Source organism: Roseburia sp. OM03-7AC, from assembly GCF_003462625.1.
GTDB classification, from domain to species: Bacteria; Bacillota; Clostridia; order Lachnospirales; family Lachnospiraceae; genus Roseburia_C; species Roseburia_C amylophila.
Genome location: NZ_QTZJ01000005.1, coordinates 1 through 18840, shown reverse-complemented (window position 1 = coordinate 18840; position 18840 = coordinate 1). Strand labels below are relative to the sequence as shown.

13 protein-coding genes and 1 pseudogene are annotated in these 18840 nt (G+C 34.7%); 11 read left to right on the top strand and 3 right to left on the bottom strand.

The annotated features are described in order from the left end of the window. Positions 1-22: 22 nt before the first annotated feature. Entirely contained in the window at positions 23-217 is a 195-nt protein-coding gene (locus DXB39_RS15070; RefSeq protein ID WP_243006020.1) for a hypothetical protein, read from the bottom strand. A 138-nt stretch (positions 218-355) separates the two neighbouring features. Between DXB39_RS15070 and DXB39_RS10410 the strand changes: the two genes are divergently transcribed. Next, positions 356-1348: a helix-turn-helix transcriptional regulator gene (locus DXB39_RS10410; protein WP_117841745.1), complete on the top strand. Its 993-nt coding sequence runs from the start codon at positions 356-358 to the stop codon at positions 1346-1348. 157 nt (positions 1349-1505) lie between these two features. Here the strand turns inward: DXB39_RS10410 and DXB39_RS14950 are convergent, their stop codons facing one another. Continuing rightward, positions 1506-1814 carry a hypothetical protein gene (locus DXB39_RS14950; RefSeq protein WP_199535134.1) on the bottom strand — a complete coding sequence of 103 codons (309 nt, stop codon included), beginning with the start codon at positions 1812-1814 and terminating at the stop codon, positions 1506-1508. Positions 1815-2188: 374 nt separating this feature from the next. Between DXB39_RS14950 and DXB39_RS10400 the strand changes: the two genes are divergently transcribed. From DXB39_RS10400 to DXB39_RS10355, 10 genes are read left to right on the top strand one after another with little or no spacing between them, the layout of a single operon-like run. Beyond that, entirely contained in the window at positions 2189-2395 is a 207-nt protein-coding gene (locus DXB39_RS10400) for a helix-turn-helix domain-containing protein (protein ID WP_117841746.1), read from the top strand. 17 nt (positions 2396-2412) lie between these two features. Continuing rightward, positions 2413-4128 carry a hypothetical protein gene (locus tag DXB39_RS10395; protein WP_117841747.1) on the top strand — a complete coding sequence of 572 codons (1716 nt, stop codon included), beginning with the start codon at positions 2413-2415 and terminating at the stop codon, positions 4126-4128. 8 nt (positions 4129-4136) lie between these two features. Next, a complete protein-coding gene (locus tag DXB39_RS10390) occupies positions 4137-6449 on the top strand; it encodes a phosphoadenosine phosphosulfate reductase domain-containing protein (RefSeq protein WP_117841748.1) in 2313 nt (770 codons plus the stop codon). Further along, positions 6449-10585 carry a hypothetical protein gene (locus tag DXB39_RS10385; RefSeq protein WP_117841749.1) on the top strand — a complete coding sequence of 1379 codons (4137 nt, stop codon included), beginning with the start codon at positions 6449-6451 and terminating at the stop codon, positions 10583-10585. The genes DXB39_RS10390 and DXB39_RS10385 overlap by 1 nt, the downstream gene beginning before the upstream one ends. A gap of 6 nt (positions 10586-10591) precedes the next feature. Next, positions 10592-12844, top strand: a complete 2253-nt coding sequence (pglZ, locus tag DXB39_RS10380; protein WP_117841750.1) for a BREX-4 system phosphatase PglZ — start codon at positions 10592-10594, stop codon at positions 12842-12844. Positions 12845-12863: 19 nt separating this feature from the next. After that, positions 12864-14360, top strand: coding sequence for a BREX system Lon protease-like protein BrxL (gene brxL, locus DXB39_RS10375; RefSeq protein WP_117841751.1), 1497 nt, complete (start codon positions 12864-12866; stop codon positions 14358-14360). Positions 14361-14367: 7 nt separating this feature from the next. Further along, the gene (locus tag DXB39_RS10370; protein WP_117841852.1) at positions 14368-14562 is read left to right on the top strand and encodes a hypothetical protein; all 195 of its coding nucleotides are present in this window, start codon (positions 14368-14370) and stop codon (positions 14560-14562) included. Then, positions 14559-15695, top strand: coding sequence for a cysteine desulfurase family protein (locus DXB39_RS10365; protein ID WP_117841752.1), 1137 nt, complete (start codon positions 14559-14561; stop codon positions 15693-15695). Before DXB39_RS10370 ends, DXB39_RS10365 begins: the two co-directional genes overlap by 4 nt. 14 nt (positions 15696-15709) lie before the next feature. Further along, entirely contained in the window at positions 15710-16240 is a 531-nt protein-coding gene (locus tag DXB39_RS10360) for a GIY-YIG nuclease family protein (RefSeq protein WP_117841753.1), read from the top strand. Between the two features lie 8 nt (positions 16241-16248). Next, positions 16249-17463, top strand: a complete 1215-nt coding sequence (locus DXB39_RS10355; RefSeq protein WP_117841754.1) for a DNA sulfur modification protein DndB — start codon at positions 16249-16251, stop codon at positions 17461-17463. Between the two features lie 797 nt (positions 17464-18260). On the opposite strand, the pseudogene DXB39_RS10350 reads toward DXB39_RS10355, so the two are convergent. Next, a pseudogene (locus DXB39_RS10350) lies at positions 18261-18840 on the bottom strand (DUF6444 domain-containing protein); the annotation flags it as partial.

The following is an 18840-nucleotide window of genomic DNA, read 5'->3' as shown; positions in this document are numbered from 1 at the left end:
TTTGAGGAACATCTCATTTTTATCAGGTATCCGGGATTTTTTGCTGTCGGGAAGATAGCACTTTTAAGATAAATTCAATAATTTCTGTATTGCTTCCTGCATTTCCGGGTGCTTCCGGGACAGATTTCTCACTTAACTGGATGGAGACATCAGTTACGGAAAGCTGGTTGCGTTTGCGATATTCTTTTAATACTTTTGCGATGTTTGCATTTTTCATTTTTTCACCTCTTTTTTAATCATAAACTAACATATTTTGAACGTCAAACGCAGGAATGAAGGAACTTCTCTTATATGGTTATTTATGGTATCATATAAGAGAAGTTTTTAGTTTTATCGGGGAGTTTGGAGGTGCTATATGCCTAAATCATCAAATCAGAAATTGAAACTGATATATCTTATGAAAATTCTTCTGGAGCGGACTGATGAAACGCACAGTATTACTATGCCGGAGATTATAGATGCACTCGCTGCGTATGATATAAGTGCGGAGCGCAAAAGCTTATATAATGACATTGAAAATTTAAGAGTGTATGGTCTGGATGTTATAGGAACGCAGGAAGACAGGACATATTCGTATCATATAGGTAACAGACAGTTTGAACTTGCAGAATTAAAATTATTGGTTGATTCTGTGCAGTCTGCAAAATTTATCACAGCCAAGAAGTCAAATGAGCTTATAAAAAAGATAGAAGGATTGGCAAGTAAATATGAAGCATCGCAGTTACACAGACAAGTATTTGTGGCTGGTCGTGTAAAGACGATGAATGAGAGCATTTATTACAATGTTGACAGGATACATACGGCAATAGCAGAAAATTCGAGGATAACATTCCAGTATTTTCAGTGGAATGTTGACAAGAAGATGGAACTGCGTCATGATGGAGCACTTTACGAGGTTAGTCCATGGTCATTATCCTGGGATGATGAAAATTATTACTTAATTGCGTATGACAGTAATGAGGGAATAATTAAACATTTTCGTGTAGATAAAATGCTTTATATCAAGTCAAACGGTAAGGGAAGAGAAGGAAGGCAGGCATTTAAATCATTTGATATGGCTGCATATGCCAGAAAAATGTTTGGCATGTATGGAGGCAAAGAAGAGTGGGTGCGCATTGAGTGCGACAACTCTTTTGCTGGTGTAATGATAGACCGCTTTGGTAAAGATGTATCAATGATCAGATTGGATGATAAACGCTTCGTAGTCAATGCAGAGGTTGCAGTCAGCAGGCAGTTTCTGGCGTGGATCATAGGTCTTGGAGAGGGGGTAACACTTGCAGGACCGCAAAATGTGGTTGAAATGATGAATGCTGAAATTGACAGATTGATAAAACAATACAAAAAATAAGAACAGTTACTGTTCACACCTTAGTCAAATGCAGTAAATAGAACGGGTGCAGGGTTTATGTTGTGAATGTTTCACAAATAGGTTCTCGGCGTTGTAGCTCATGAGCCTCTTTTAAAGTCATCACTGATCCTCCTTGAATTTATGGGAATAAGAAAATTTAGTTGGAAGTCTGAATGCGTTCAAGTTCTTTCTTTAAAGCGGATATTTGAAGCTTAAGCTGACGGTTTTCGTATTCTAATTCCTGAATACGTTTGTCTTTATCAATTTCAGGAGATATAGAATTGGGTTTAGACTTTGCACCCTTATTTCTGCCATCAGTAGGTATAATCTCACCAGTATTGGGATCAAGTTTACCGATGAGAGTACGTTTGGCTCTGAAACATTTTTTTTCTTTGTCGTAGTAAGATTTAGAGTCATAAACATAGGTAATACCAGATCTTTTATCGAATTGTTTTATGATAGCCATTAAAAACACCTCCTTAGTGGTTATGAGTTTGCTATAACACATAACACTATAAAATGCAAGAAAAAATGGCAGAAAACCGCCATTTTTCAAGGATTTTTAGGTGCTTTTATAAATAAAATGTGGTTACGTGATAGGACTTCTGGCTGGGGTCTGAACAGTAACATGGGGAAATGTGGGAATGTTATTGTTCGTTTAATGGGACTTGTGTTGTGATAGACTTTTATTTCCAGAAAAAAGAAGTATGTATTATGAACGTTATATAAAGAAAAATATGGTATTGACAATATAATTATTGATTATACAATAAAAAATTGTATAATTAACATTGGCGTGATATGCACTTTTTGTTTTGCTTTTTACGGAGGACTTTTGTAATGGCAGTAAGTTATAAGAAATTATGGCATTTATTATTGGATAAAAACATGAAGAAAAAAGATCTTCAAGAATCCGCAGGATTAACGCAATATGCCATGCTAAAACTAGGACGTGATGAGGATGTGTCTACTGAAATATTAGGAAAAATCTGTAAGGCTTTAGAATGCTCTACTGATGATATTATGGAATTTCATCAAAATGATTGATGATAAAGGAACAGAAAATGGGAATTAGAGTGCCTTGGAATGAACAAGAAGCATTGATTATTGTTGATGCTTTTTATCAAGTGAAAAATGGTTTGATTACTAGGAAAGGTGCGGTTAAAAACGTTTCAGATGAGTTAAGACAACTCGCTATGTTAAAAGGAGTTGCTATTGATGATGTTTTCAGAAACGAGAATGGTATTTCAATGCAGATGGCTACTCTTGAATATATATATTCTAAGAGTAAAAATGGATTGAAAAGTGGATCTAAGCTTTTTAGAGAAGTGATGCAATTGTATGTGGACGATCCTATTCTTTTTAAAAATAAATTAATGGAGGCAAAATTAGTGGATAAGAAAATTAAAGTAATGTTTGATGACTTTTTATTATCACATTTTGCATATGGAATAAAAGCCGATTCACCTATTGAGTTGATGAGATTCAAACGTTTCTATGTGGAAGATTATGGGGAAGAGTGCCCTTGGAGTGATGAGGATATTAGGAGAATTATTTCTGAAAAATGCTTTTTTCATGAAGGAAAGGGATATTTAGTTAACGAAAACAAATGTACGGAGATTCTAACTGAAATAGAAGAACTGAGAAAAAGTGGGGCTGTGATACTTTACTATCGAGAATTATACGAAAAGAATGAAGAATGGTTTTATAATCTGGGTATTTTTTCAGACGAAATGCTAAAAAGCTTTTTACAAAAATACGCTGAAGATATTATATGCAGAAAATCGTATTTTTCATGGTCACAAGGTACAGAAAATGAATTACTGAAGGAATATATTAGAAATGTTTGGGGAGAATCTGTGTTGCATGACTATTCAGATTTGAATGAATGTATGGAATATGTTCCTATAGAAAAAATCAAATATGCATTGGCAAATAATAATTGTTTTGTATGGAATTCTGCTGAGACATATACATGTGAAGATAAGTTCGTTATTGACAAAAACGAAGAAATAGAAATTCAAAATTTTATTAAAAAAAATATTGAACAAAATGATTACGTTTTATTTGATGAAATGCCATTGGAAACAGTATTTGATGAGAATTATGAATTATCTGAAACGGCAATCTTTAATTTGGTTTATAACAGACTTTTATCAACGGAGTATGTTAAAAGTAATCGTGCGATTACAAAAAAGGGAACAGAAGGAAGTGCGATGGATTTAATTGAAGAATACTGTAAATCAAGACGAGAAGTATCGATTGAAGAACTGTTTAATCAGTGGGAATTAAGAACAGGAACACATAGGCAAGCAGAACCGCTGAATATTGCATACTCTTCGATGGTACGTGTCGACAAAAATCGATTTGTTTCTGACGAACAGGTTACTTTTAATGAATTGGGAATTGACCAGGTTTTAGATAGTATGGTTTTAGGTGAGGCATTAGGTCTTAAAGAAATTACTTCATTTGCGTTGTTTCCTGATTGCAATTTTCCTTGGAACTTATACTTACTTGAGAGCTTCTGCAGAAGGTACAGTAAGACATTTAAATATATGGCAGTTACAACAAATTCGAGAAATGCTGGGGCTATAGTGAGAAAAGAATGTAATTATGATTATCATACTCTTTTGGCGCATGTATTGGTTACAAAAAATATTAGTTTGACAGAGAAAGTTGTTATGGACTATTTATATGATAGTGGATATATTGCAAGACATTCATATAAGTATTTGCAAGAATTGATTGAGTTAGCTTTGAAGCTAAAGGAAAGGAGATAATATAATAGATGTATTCATATATATATGATGAAGAGACAGGAGGAATATTACTTAATACAACACCTACTGTTTTTTCGAAAGAACCAAGACCTGTATACGCGGATGAATTGAATCTGCTTGGTTTTGATAAATATTGGAATTATGTTAATCAGTCAGATACCCCATATATGTGGGCAGAATCAGCACAGTATATATATAGAGGAAAAGTTGTTGCAAAGCTAAAAGGAGGAAGTTTATATGATGCCCCTGAAATTGTTTTGTTGCAAGATAAAGATGGAAATGTGATTGAACCAGAACCAAATGGTGGATATCTTAAGCCAGTTGATATTCCATTAATGATTGAAAAAAACAGAGAATTAATGGGAATAATAGAGAGTTCAACGGTTAAGAAAATATTGGCGGTTTATGAGAAATATAAGAATAAATTAGATATTTTTCATGTTGCTTTTTCTGGTGGAAAAGATAGCCAGGTTCTCTTAGATCTTGTAAGAAAGACTTTACCTAAAAAAAGTTTTGTAGTTGTATTTGGTGATACGGGAATGGAGTTTCCAGATACATATGAGGCAGTAGAAGAAACCAAAAGAAGGTGTGAGTGGCAAGATGTTCCTTTTTATACTTCAAAGTGTCACTTTGAACCTGATGAATCATGGCATTTGTTTGGACCACCAGCACGAGTGTTGAGATGGTGTTGTAGTGTACATAAAAGTGCTCCACAAACTAGAAAACTTCGTGAAATCACAGGAAAAAATAATTATGTCGGTCTTGACTTTGTTGGTGTAAGAAAGCATGAGAGTACTGCCCGAAGTGAATATGAATATGAGAATTTTGGAAAAAAGCAAAAGGGACAATATAGTCATAATTCTATTTTAGATTGGACGTCTGCTGAAATCTGGCTGTATTTGTATATGTATAATCTTCCTATCAATAAAGCATACAAGAAAGGTAATTCAAGAGCAGGCTGTTTGTTTTGCCCAATGGGGGGAGGAAAGGGAGATTATATTCAAAGAAAGTCATATCCTGAAGAAATTCAAATGTATATAGATATGATTAAAGAGATGAATGCAAGAAATAAAGGTGACGAAACTGCACTTACAACCTATATTACAAATGGCGGATGGAATGCAAGAAAGAATGGAAGAGATCTTACAATTAACGAAAAGCACTATGAAGAAACAGTAAAAGGCGGGAATCTAATTATAACTATTACTAATGCAAAAACTGATTGGCTTGAATGGATTAAGACTTTAGGCGAAGTTCCTTTTGAATATCAATATGAAGAAATACGAGGCGGATATAGGATTACAGCTCCTGCATATATTTCAAAAAAATATCCGAAAGAAACAAAGAAGTTTAAACAAGTGTTCAAGAAAGCGGCATATTGTGTTGGGTGTAGAGTATGCGAGACCAACTGCAGAAATGGATGTATTTCATTCGCGAATGGTCTAAAAATAATGGATTGTATTCATTGTGGACAGTGTCATGAAATTGATGATGGTTGTTTGGCGTATCATTCATTGCGAACATCGTTAGGAGGAAATGAAAAGATGAATAATGCTAGTATAAATTCATTTGCAAATCACGCCCCGAAAATTGAGTGGGTACGTGAATTCTTTGAATTAGGAAATGAATATTGGAAAATAAATAGTTTGGGACCTAATCAAGTTTCAATGTTTAAACGCTTTTTAAGAGATACTGGTCTTATTGATAAAAATGCAAATACTACAAAGTTGTTTAATGTGGTTTCATTAATTGGATGGGAAAGCAGTGTGTCTTGGGGAATTATTGCAGCGAACTTTGCGTATAACCCACAGTTTAACTGGTATATTAACAATATGGATATTGGCACGTTCTATCAGCGAGATACAATTAGTGATATGCTAATTAATGATGGCGTAAAGAAAAACGATGCTACTTCTATAATTAATGCATTTAAGAGATTTTGCGGATTACCATTTGGAACAGCACTGAATTGGGGAGCTGTGTATGAGAATGGAAGACAAATTGATTCTCTTTATAGAAATAAGTGCACTATCACGGATAATCGAGTAATTCTATATAGTTTGTTGCTTTTTACTGAGAACTGTAAGGATAATAAAGAATTTACTTTGTCTTGGTTAATGGATGATTCAGTAGAGAGAAACGGAATAAGCCCAGCGAAAATATTCGGATTGGATTATGAAGAAATGAAATCTGCCTTAATGGGTTTGTCACAAAAATATCCGGATTATCTAATAGCATCATTTACAAATGACTTGGATAAAATATCTGTTTTAAATAAAAGAGCAGAAGATGTAATTTTGTTGTTTGAGGAGGAAGAATAATGTCAACACAGGAAGTAGGAAAGTATAGGCAGTTTTTTGATGTTGATGAGAAATATTTCCCATGTATTGACGATTCTGCAATTGAAGCGGGTGCTCCATGGGAAAACACATACCCACATGAGACATTTATTGAATTATTAAAGAATGTTGAAAATATGCTGGGCGGATCAACGAAGCGTTCTGTTTGGATTCATGGTGCGTATGGAACTGGAAAGTCTCAGTGTGCACATGCACTTAAGAAGATCCTTGAAGTCCCTGAAGAAGAATTAAAAGCATATTGGAATCAATATGAGCCTCTTAAAAATAATGCAGATTTGTTGAACAAAATTATTGGACATAAAGAAAGAGGAATAGTAACGGCATATAGATATGCCTCCGGTGGTATTACTACTCCTAGAGACTTGTACTTTGCTATTCAGGAAAGTGTGAAAAAAGCACTTGAAAGTAGTCCATGTGTGAGCTACATGGGAGAAAATACTCTTAAAGAGAGTGTTCTTGCGTGGATAAAAGAGCATAAAGAAATATTTGATATTCTACTAAAAAAGCCTGAATGGGTTGCCACTTTTTCGCAGTCCACTTCTGATGAAGTAATTAATACTTTGGAAAAGTCTTCTGATGTGAAGAACTTAATGGATAACATTTTTAAAATGGCAGATAAAGAAGGTATCACTGCAATGTCTTTAGATGGTGATAAACTGAAAAATTGGCTAAAGGATGTTATCAAAAAAAATGATATTAAAATAGTATTGGTTTGGGATGAATTTAGTGGTTTCTTCAAGCAAAATAGAAATTCTTTGGATGAGTTTCAGAAAATTGTTGCGTTGTGTCAAGAGGCACCATTCTATTTTATAGTTGTTACTCATCAAACGGAATCGATTATTAATAGTGAGGATTCTACATGGAAAGTAGTTCAGCAGAGATTCCATTTTTCTGAGATATCTTTACCAGATAATATTGCCTTTAATTTAATTGGGCATGCATTTAATATTAAGCCGGCAGCACTAGATATGTGGAATTTATGTGCAGACGATCTGAATAATCGATTAAGCACATCGCGAGCTGCAGTAATGAAAGCAGCAAGAATTAGTGATCCTAGGGTAATAAAGGATATTATGCCGATTCATCCGATGACGGCGTTAATCCTAAAAAATATAGCTGTTGCATTTCAGTCAAATCAGAGAAGTATGTTTGACTTTATTAAGATCGCAAATGCTGATGATACGCAAGCATTTCAGTGGTTTATAGAGAAAACAGGTCCAGATGATGATCATCCTCTGTTAACAGTAGATATGTTATGGGACTTTTTCTATGTGAAGGGAAGAGATAACCTTACCGCTGATATAAGAATGATTTTGGATACATTTCCTCAACAACAGAATCTTAGAGAAGACGAAAAGCGTGTTTTGAAGACTATTCTTATAATGCAGGCCATTGATAAAAGACTGGGAGGAACAATAGAGCTACTTAAGCCCACAGAACAAAATATTAGTTATGTATATGAGGGTATTACTTCTGGTTTAGATACTAATTGTAAAAATATCGCTAAAGGATTAGCCGCCAAGGGGATACTTGTTACAACCCCAATTGGCAATAATAAGTACGCGTATGGTGCGGCTGTTTTGGCTGGAGATCAGGCTAAAATTGATGAGGTTAAGAAAACAATAAAGCAGAATAGTACAACTGCCAAACTTGTTGCAGAAGGAAAACTGGAGACAGTGTTATCATTGCCTCCTGCACTTAAATTGCGATATGAAATGAATCCTGGAAATGGAAACTTAGTTTCAGTCACTAGTGCAGACTTTACTAAAAAAATAAATGAATTGAAAGATGCTCCTGTAGGGTGGCATTTTCTCGCGGTAATTGCATTTGCAAAAAATGATGATGAAGCAATAAGCTTGCGAAAAATGATTAAAGAAGCCGCTCAAAATGAAGAATACGAAAATATCGTGTTTATTGATGCACTATCTACAGTTTTAGGTGAGGATGATTTTGATGCATATGTAGACTTTGCTGCGATGGCTCAGTACTATCATGATAATCCAAAATTGGCGACAGAAAATACTATTAAAGCGCAACAAGTTTTAGCGGTAACCTGGAAGAATAGAATATATAGCGGAAGCTTTACAATATATCATTCTCAGTGTAAAGAAGGAGAAAAAGTTATTGGAGGCTCTACAGTTGCAGAGGTATTACAGACAATAGTTACTTCAAAATATAAGTACATATTTGATTTTTGTAGAGGGGTAAATGAAAATCAATTAAAAACAACACAGCTTAAGCTTGCGGCTAAATGCGGAATTAATAAATCTACTAGTGGTGTTATGGCTAGAGCTGAGAAGAGTGTTCTTTCATCAGTGTGGGATGTAAATGAGTATTGGGCTGATTCAGAAACATCTGGACTTGAGATATCTGTGATTAAAAGAGACCTAGAAGAAATTATTTCTGAGGGATTTAAGAGAGATGGACAGATTTCAATTGATGATATTTATAGTCATTTAGAAGTTGAATATGGATTTGCACCATGCAATTTATCGGCCTTTATTGTCGGTTTCTTACTTAAAGAATATGGAGGAGAACCTTTTAGATATTTGGATTCAAGTGGAAGTCATGATTCCATGTCAGCCGAAAAATTGTCGGAGATGATTGGTAATTACATTAGCGGTAAATCGCAACCAACATATATTGTAAAGATGACTCCAGAAGAAATGGCGTTCTATGAAGTTACAGAGAAAGCTTGGGGGTTAGAATCGGATTCATGCGCACATATAAGCCAGGCACAGGTTGGTGTAAAAAATAAGATGCAGTCACTGAGATTACCTGTTTGGAGCTTAAAAGAAGTCGATAATACTGGAGTATATGATTTTGTAGAAAAATACATAGAACTCATTCAAAAAGAGGGTAAAGACGCCCATAAGATTGCATTAAGCATTGGTTCTGCAGCGTTGATTAAGACTTCATTAGGAGATAATTTGGCTGAACTGCTTACAATCGAAAAGTGCCAAGAAGGAATGAAGTCATTTTTACAGGAGTTTGAAAATGGATTGTTGCTAAAATTGGCTGCTGAAATTGGTGCAGAAGACAATATGCTCTCAGATATAAGCCATTTGTTCTCTGTTGCGTATTCTAGTTTATGGAAAAGCGATATGGGAGAAAATGAAATTAAAAAATTAATAGTTGATTATACATTTGTGAAAGAAACAAATAGGTTGCTGAATTGCAGTTCGCATTCAAAGGCAGAAGCTTTTGATAAATGGAGAGAAAAGCTGGAATTTGTAATGTGTTCTCATGAAGCTTTAGAAGAGTATTTCTCAAGTATGAAAGAAGTATATGTTTTTTTGTTTGATATTGTTGCGAGAAAAGATATTTTGCCTGACCAAATGAAGAAGTGTACTTTATCGCTTGAGGAGCAGAGCACTAATTTACAGTCATATTTTGATAACGAAATAAGCACTTTCCATGAAATATATAAAGCATATTTGGATGATATTTCAGTTGAAGAATGCGCACAGTTAAAGGTTCCACAGCTCATTAATGTATTTAGAAAAAGTAAGACAGAGAGTAACGTTATTGTTAAAGGATTAGCGGACGAATTTAGAAAAAATCAGACAAAAACAAAGATGTTTAGTTTATGGAGGGAAAAGACTGGTTCAAAGACACCAAGAGAATGGTCTGCTATCCATAGAACTCCTATCTTATGTTTGATTCCGAAAAATCTCTATGACGATGCCAAAAAGGCGTTCGAGGTTCTTAATCGTACAACTGCAACTGAAAAAGAAATAGAAAGTACATTGGCATTTTTGGAAGGTGCCGATTTTTACGCAGATTTGACGGAACCTGAAAAGGTTGATCAAGCATTTGCAAAGATGCTTGGTAGATATAAAACAATCTTGACTGATATTGAAAAGGTTAGGGATGCATTAGAACGATTGTCAGTAGAACCGTATGAATGGGATACTCATCCATCGATAAGGTCTAAAATTTTAGAACTTGCAAAAGCAGAGTATGATGCTGGAGGAAGTGACACAGTTGTATCAAAAATTGAGAAGATGTCTTCTGAAGATTTAAAAAAACATCTCATAAAGTTAATCAAGGACAACATCAATATAGGTGTTGAAATAATGAACGAAGGAGAATAAATTCATATGATATTGACAGCAATTGAAGAATATTATACTTCATCGACACACAAACCATTTTTTGCAGTGGTAAGTAATGAAGATTATTTAGAAACAAAAATAAAATTAGAAGAGCAAGGAACGGATTTTATTAGATTAAGTGATTGCTGTCGTGGAGAGGATAAAAAGCCTGACTTGGATTTATTCCGTGAAAAGTTAAGAACAGCTGATGTAGACTGTAAAAGCAATAGAGTGGTTGTATTGGGATTGGCAGAATATCTAATTCTTCAAGGAGAAGAAATGGCTAAAACCATTTTAGATGACTTTAAAGATTTTAATTTAGGAAGTGCATGGGTAGTATTTTTACTTCGAGGACTTAATAATCCGGTAAAAAAAATGTCTGTAGATGATCCAAGATTTGATAACCGCAGGTTTTATATGGATGAAAGTGTGATGCATCTGGAATTGGAGTTGTCTATATCGCCAACTAATGTTGCAATGTTTGACACAAATGGGCTAAAAAACTTGTTGTTAGTGTTAGAAGATGGAAAGAATGGCAGTATTGAGTTTAATTCGGATTTATCATTTCCAGATGCTATGTGTAGAATCAGAGAGATAAAGGATTCATACGAGGCGATAAGAAGGATTATATCAGGCTTCAATATCCCTAGAAGTTATGGAGAAGAACGCAGATGGGACTATCTATTGTCTCAAGTTACTGAGCATGGATCGTTGAAAGCTGTATTTGAGTTTTACCAATTTAATGACACTACAAGTTCTTCATTTTATTCTCGTATTGCAGGAGTATCTGATAAATGCTGGTTGTATTATTTGTACCTTAAGTTATCAATGACTTCAGAAAAAAATGAGTATCTCAAATATGTATTAGGGTGTAGTACTGATTTCGAGGACTTCAAAAAGAGAATTGTTAATCAGATTATTGAGATTCCTCATACAGATAAGCACTTCAAAGACTATTATGTAGGTAGAAAAAAGCTATTGGCTGGATATCCAAAGGCTGAAATTGCACAATTTGTGGTTAGTAACAGAATTGATTTGCAGGAAAGTATATATAAGCTTACAGATAATACAACAGTAGAAAAGCAAGAGATAATAGCATTGCTTTCTCAGTTTGGGCGACCGGATAATTTATCTGATATATATCCTGATTTATGCATGTATCTTGAAAAGTATTGCTTTCATGGGGATACGCTTTCAAAAGAGTTAACGGAGTATTTTGAAGATTATAAGCAACAGAAAATTAGAAATAGTATTGATGACAGCTTTATGAAAAAAGTTGAAAGATATGCTGTATCTAGAGAATACAATAGGCTTAGAACTCGTGATGAGCTGATTTCTGCAGTTGATAGAGAGTCCACATTTTTATGTTGGATAGATGCTTTAGGTGTTGAATATTTGGCTTATATTGTGGAAGCTGCAAAATGTAGAGGGTTAATGGTTTCGGTTAAGGTGGGAAGGTCTAAATTGCCGACAATTACATCTGTTAATAATCAGTTTTTCTATGATTGGCCAGAAGAGCATCGTGAAAAGATAGAAGAATTGGATGATGTAAAGCATAAGGAAAAAGGCGGATATAAATATGGACCTAATAACAGGTATCCAATACATCTGGCTAAAGAATTGGAAATCATTGCTGATGCAATAGATAGAGCAGCGACAGAGTTAGCTCTTAGACATTATGATAAGTATGTCATAACTAGTGATCATGGTGCATCAAGACTAGCAGTAATAAGTGGCATTGAAGAGAAATACGAAACTGATACAAAAGGAGAACACTCTGGTAGATGCTGTAAAACATTTAATAATTACGATTTACCATTTGCAACAGAAGAAAGTGGGTTTATTGTATTAGCTGATTATGGTCGGTTTAAAGGAAGCCGCGCAGCTAACGTGGAGGTACATGGTGGTGCAACTCTTGAAGAGGTTGTAGTACCAGTTATTGAACTATCACTTTCTGATAACTCTATTAAGATTGAGTTGGCAGATGCAAATGTGGTTTCTGATTATAGAAATGGTGCTGACTTGTGTATTTTTGTTAATAAGTCGTTAACTCAGAAGCTCTGTGTACATGTAGATGGTGAAGCTTCTCAGGCAGTAAGGACAGATGAAAACCATTATAAAGTGCATGTAACTAATATGAAACGTGCTAAGACATATGCGGTAGATGTATATGTTGGAGAAAATTTAGTTACTAGATTAGATGTTACAACAAAAGGAAAGAGTGCATCTGTTAATTCTGAATTTGATGATCTCTTTTAGTATGCGGGAGGGTATATAGATGAATGTTGAGAAACTAAGAAATTGTTTCGATGAGATGGTGGTATATAAGGACTTAAAAAAAAGCAATTTTTTTAATTCTTTAAGTTTACCTTCTTTTATGAGGGACTGGATTTTAAAAAAATTTGAAGATGAAGAGGGTAACTTTAATACAGAGGAAGTTGCTGCATTTGTAAAAAAATACTTACCTAAAAAAGAAGATTGGAATTCAATCAAAAATAGAGTAGTTGTTGAACAAGAGCGTGTAAAATTTTTGGCAAAGGTGTCAGTTGATATTGATATAAAAACTGGAGGGGTGTCCTTTTCACTACCAGATTTTGGGCTATCGAGTAAGGATACAATAATTGAAGAATCTGTGTGGGAGACGTGCAAAAATGATTTAGTGAGAGAACATGAAACTTGGGGGATGGTTGAACTTGGTTATCGTGCACCAGATGAATATGATTGGGCGTTTGACTATAACAAAAAGTCTTCTCATGGTAAGGATGGAAAACAAGGGAAAATCAAATTAGTTTCATTTAAAACATTCTGCCCATACCAGATTGATTTAGAGTATTACAAGGATGCAAGAAATGAATTTACAGTAGATGAGTGGATTGATGTTTTGCTTGGAGCTGTGGATTATAATGCGGAGGGATATTGTGATGATGAAGAGAAGAAATTAACTATGTTGACACGACTGCTTCCTTTTGTCGAAAAGAGGATAAATCTCATTGAGTTAGCTCCAAAGGGAACAGGAAAGTCATACTTATTTGGGCGTGTAAGTAGGTATGGATGGCTTTCTAATGGTGGAGTTATGAGTAGAGCAAAGATGTTTTATGATCAAAATAAAAGGTCGGAAGGTCTTGTAGCAGGAAATGACTTCATTACATTAGATGAAGTACAAACAATATCATTTACAGATGTAGATGAAATGAGAGCCGCATTAAAGGGATATCTTGAATCGGGAATATTTACTGTAGGAAATTACGAAGGTACAGCTGATGCGGGAATGGTTCTTTGTGGAAATATTAAAAAGGAAACAATGGATGCGGATGGATTTGGTAATATGTTTGTTGAATTACCTAGTGTATTTCATGAATCAGCATTGATTGAACGATTCCATGGTTTTATTAAAGGATGGAATATTCCAAGAATGAATGATGATTTAAAAATATCTGGTTGGGCATTGAATTCGGAGTATTTTTGTTCAATTATGCATGAACTTCGAAACGACATGAGTTATAGGGCAATTGTTGATGAATTGATTGAAGTTCCAGAAGCTGCAGATACAAGAGATACAGAAGCAGTGAAAAGAATTGCAACTGCTTATCTTAAGTTACTTTATCCAAATGTGCGAGATGCAAGCGATATTTCAGTAAGAGAGTTTAAAAGATATTGTTTGGATCGTGCCAGAAAGATGAGAGACATAATAAAATATCAGTTAGGTATATTGGATGAAGAATATAGAGGAAAAGATATTCCTGTATTTACAGTATCAACAAAATATGAAAAGTAGGTGTGGTATGAGTGCTTGTTATGCTTGTGGTAAGGAAAAATTAAGTAAAGATGAAGTTGGGATAACTAAAAAGTTATTAGGAAAAGCCGAAAAGAAAATGTATTGTTTATCGTGTCTGGCTGAACAGCTTGAAGTTACAGAAGAGGAATTACTAGATAAAATAGAGGAATTTAAAGAGGAAGGATGTTTATTGTTTAAATGATATATGCAGATAATGCCGCAACAACAAAACTGGATAGAGATGCCTTTGAAGCGATGAAACCATATTTATTAGAAGAATTTGGTAATCCTTCTCAACCATACTTTTTTTCAAAAAAAGCAAGACTAGCATTAAAAGAAGCGAGAAAAATCATTGCACAATGTATAAATGCAGAGCCTGAAGAGATATTTTTTACTTCGGGTGGTACGGAAAGTGATAATTGGGCAATAAAAGAATTTGGTATGCCTACAGAAACCAAAGTTATTTTTACTTCTACAATTGAGCATAGTGCAATATTAAATGCTTGTAAACATATGGAGAAGCAAGGGAGCAGCGTATGCTATATACCAGTTAACACTGATGGAGTCTTAAAACTGGATGAGCTAGAAAGAAAGTTGATGGAAAGAAAGAAATTAGCTTCCACTAGTGAATCAATTATTGTTTCAATAATGTTTGCAAATAATGAAATTGGCACAATTGAGCCGATAAAGGAAATTGCTGAAATAGCTCATCGAAACGGTGCAATTTTACATACAGATGCAGTTCAAGCGGTAGGACATGTAGCTATTGACGTAAAAGAAATGAATATAGATATGTTATCCGCTTCTGCTCATAAATTCAATGGACCTAAGGGAATTGGATTCCTATATATAAAGAAAGGAATTAATATTTTTCCACATAATGATGGTGGATCACAGGAACAGGGAAAGAGAGCTGGTACTGAAAATGTTAGTGCTATTGTAGGCATGGCTAAGGCTCTAGAGAAAAATGTGGAAGATATAGAAATTAACAAAAAGAAGCTGTTACAACTTGAAAGAGTAATAGAGGATGGACTTTTAAAGAAAAAGATTGAACATGTGCGTAATGGTGGTAAAGAGCATGTTCCAGGGAATATGAGTTTGTCATTTGGGGGATTTGAGGGTGAATCTCTTTTGCATAGACTAGATTTGATGAAAATATGTGTGTCTACAGGATCTGCGTGTGATAGTGAGAAAACTAGCATATCTCATGTGTTGAAAGCGATTAATCTCAATGATGAGTTGGCGACAGGTACAATAAGAATATCTCTAGGAAAAGATAACAATGTAAATGAGGCAAGGCAGATTGTTGAGGCATTGGAAAAAATACTTAAGTAAAGAAGAGGAGAAATATGGGGACACTTTATGATCTAGTAGAAAGTGATTTGATGTCATATAAAGTGAATTTCATTTTGAGTCCGGAGTTATGGGATAAATTTGATTTGGAAGGGATTGATGTTGATTATTCCAAGTGGGATCGGGCTAAAATGATAGGGGATGATGGAGGTATTAGTTCTGAAACAAATAGGATACCTAAAGATTGTGGTGGAATATATGTATATACTATAGTATCGTCAATTATTCCTAATGGTGGGAATTATTTAATGTATATAGGAAAAGCTACAAAAACTGAAACTGAAAATTTAAGGGCTAGAGTTCGTTCATATAAAAAACAATTTGGAGATAAGTATAATCGTTCAAAGCTACATAGTTTGTTTACAAAATGGGGAGACTATGTTTATGTCTATTATTTGCCGATGAGTTCAACTTCAAAAGATATTACGGAATTAGAAGACAGACTAATAGCTGCTTATGGAAGACCACCATGCAATAAGGAGATATTAATAAAAACAGTAAAAGATGCGGTTGACGCAGCTTTTTAGGAGGGAATATGAAATTACCAGTTATACGTGGGCACATTGGAGATTGGAGATATTATACAGGAGTGATGAAATTTCAAGATGTTGCGAAAGTCGTTACTCCTTCTGTAGATGAGTTTTGTAATCCGAGTTGCTTGAATGATTTATTGCAAAGACAATTAACTGAGAACTATAAAAGTATAGCAAAATATTTGATAAAAGAAGAACAAAGATTTTTTAATGCCATTGTACTTGCAATATATGATGGTGACCCGAAATGGCTCGAAATTGAATTTGGGGATGAATACGAAGAATATAACAATGTAGGATTTCTCTCGTTTAATGAGGATATACAAGTATTTCCTGTTGATGGACAGCATAGAGTAAAGGGGATAATTGAATCAATCAGTGAAAACCAATCGTTAATGAGTGAGGAAGTTCCAGTAATTTTTATTGCACATAAAAATACCATCGAGGGAAAGAAACGCACTAGAAAACTTTTTTCTACTTTAAATAGGCGAGCAAAGCCGGTTGGGGACAATTATCAAATTGCTTTAGATGAAGATGATATTGTTGCAATAGTGACACGTGAAATCGTTGAAGAATTTGATCTGTTTCAGGGTGAAAGGCTACTTAATGGAACTACTAAACAAATTCCTAATTCTAATGTGACAGCATTTACTTCATTAATTGCATTATACCAGTGTAATGAAGTCCTTATTCAAAATAAGTTGGCACTATCAGATAGACAACTTAAGGAATATAAACTATATAGACCTGATGAAGACATTATTGGTGAGATATATGATTATGTAAAAGAATATTGGTCAGATTTTATTTCGAATATCACAGTAATAGAGGAATTTGTTAAAAAGGACGATAAACCTGCCGAAGAGTATAGAAATAAGGAAGGCGGAAACTTGCTATTTAGGCCCATTGGAATAATAGAGTTTGTTAAATCTTCTGTCCTTATTGCTGAAAGAGAAAAAAAGAATTTTAATTTTGTTTTGAAACAAATGAATGACATTCAGCTTAACTTAAACTCATCCGTTTGGAAAGGTGTTGTCTGGGATGGCAAAAAGATTATCAATAGAGTGAATACAAATTTAATTAGATTGATTATTATGCAATTAGTTTCCGAAACACTATTAGTTGAAACAGAAAAAAATCAACTTGTGGATTTATATATTACTGCCACAAATTATGAGGGGGATAGGACCAATATACTATCAAAAATAATAAACTAGTTGGATTGAATTTTAGAACATAGCTATAAACGGCTACCTCTTCACAAAAAATCGTTCGTCAAGGAAACAGCCCCAATATTAGTATTTACAGTCCGCGGCATGTACAGCATTCTGCCGCCGATATAGTAATCACAGGTAAATTTCCGACTATTACTGCCGTAATACTCATAATCTCCGGCAGGTTATCATTTACGGCATAGAATGAATATTCTGGTTTATATGTCCCTACTGTCCAGAGAAAGGAAAACAATAAAATTGTGCGATTGGGTGACGAAATCGTATCAGATTTACCTCATTAGTAAAGACTGTTACGCACCGAAAAGTGGCTTTGTGCTTGATTATTTTGTTGAACCTGATTAATAGCACTTAAGCCAATCAAAGCGTTTTCCGTGTCCTGAACTACTGGTCTCCAGCTTCCAGAATCAGGGTTTCATACCGGACAGGTGGCTTATTGAGGCACAGATTCTTCACTTGGCTCGTTCAGCTTCAGTAGAAGCTGAAAATTCAGTTGAGAGGTTATATATAGTACCTGTAGAAATGTTAATAACACCGTTTGTGATATCAGAAATACATTGTTTAGTTTTGGCAATGGATACGTTGTAATAATTGTTCAAAAGGAAAGCAAGAGCCTTAACAGAGGAACCATAATTAACATCATTCATAATACCGGCAGGAAAAGGTGCATGACATCTGGTGCCAGTTATGCGATTACGATATTCATCTGTGATGAAGTCAGTTACATTAACAGAGATAGAAATATCAATAAGCTGCTTGGAAATTTTTCTTCCAGTTGGATATCAATCGGGATTTGATATAAATGTGTCAGGGACAGGAATAATAACAGGTTCTTTTGTGGCTGGAAGTTTAGAGGCAGTATGAGCCTTATGACCGTTTTGGGCACCAGTTTTTTTGCCAGAAGGCTTACGATTGTTAGGAACTTTTTTGCGAAAAGGAAGAGAAGAAGAAGGCAGGGAAGAATTCTCAAAGTTTGTGTTAAGCTTCTTTTGAAGCTTGGCATTTGTACCATTAAGCATGGCTACTTCAGCTTCTGCTGTTTCAGCGAGCTGACGAAGGAGCTCATTTTCAGATAGTGCAACTTCAAGCTGTTCCCTTACATCAAGAAGTTCAAGCTCAAGATCATACTTTTGGGATTCTATAAGTTTCCAATGGGCTCTGGCTTGTTGATGACGACGGTTTTCGGTCTTATTTACCTGTTCAAGATGACGGATATGACGTTCCAAAGTTTCTTTTTCTTCCACGGGAAATAGACCAGTGGTTTGTTTTTCGAGGCGGGCTACCTTTGCACGAAGTGAAATAAGTTCTCGGCGTTGTAGCTCATGAGCCTCTTTTAAAGTCATCACTGATCCTCCTTGAATT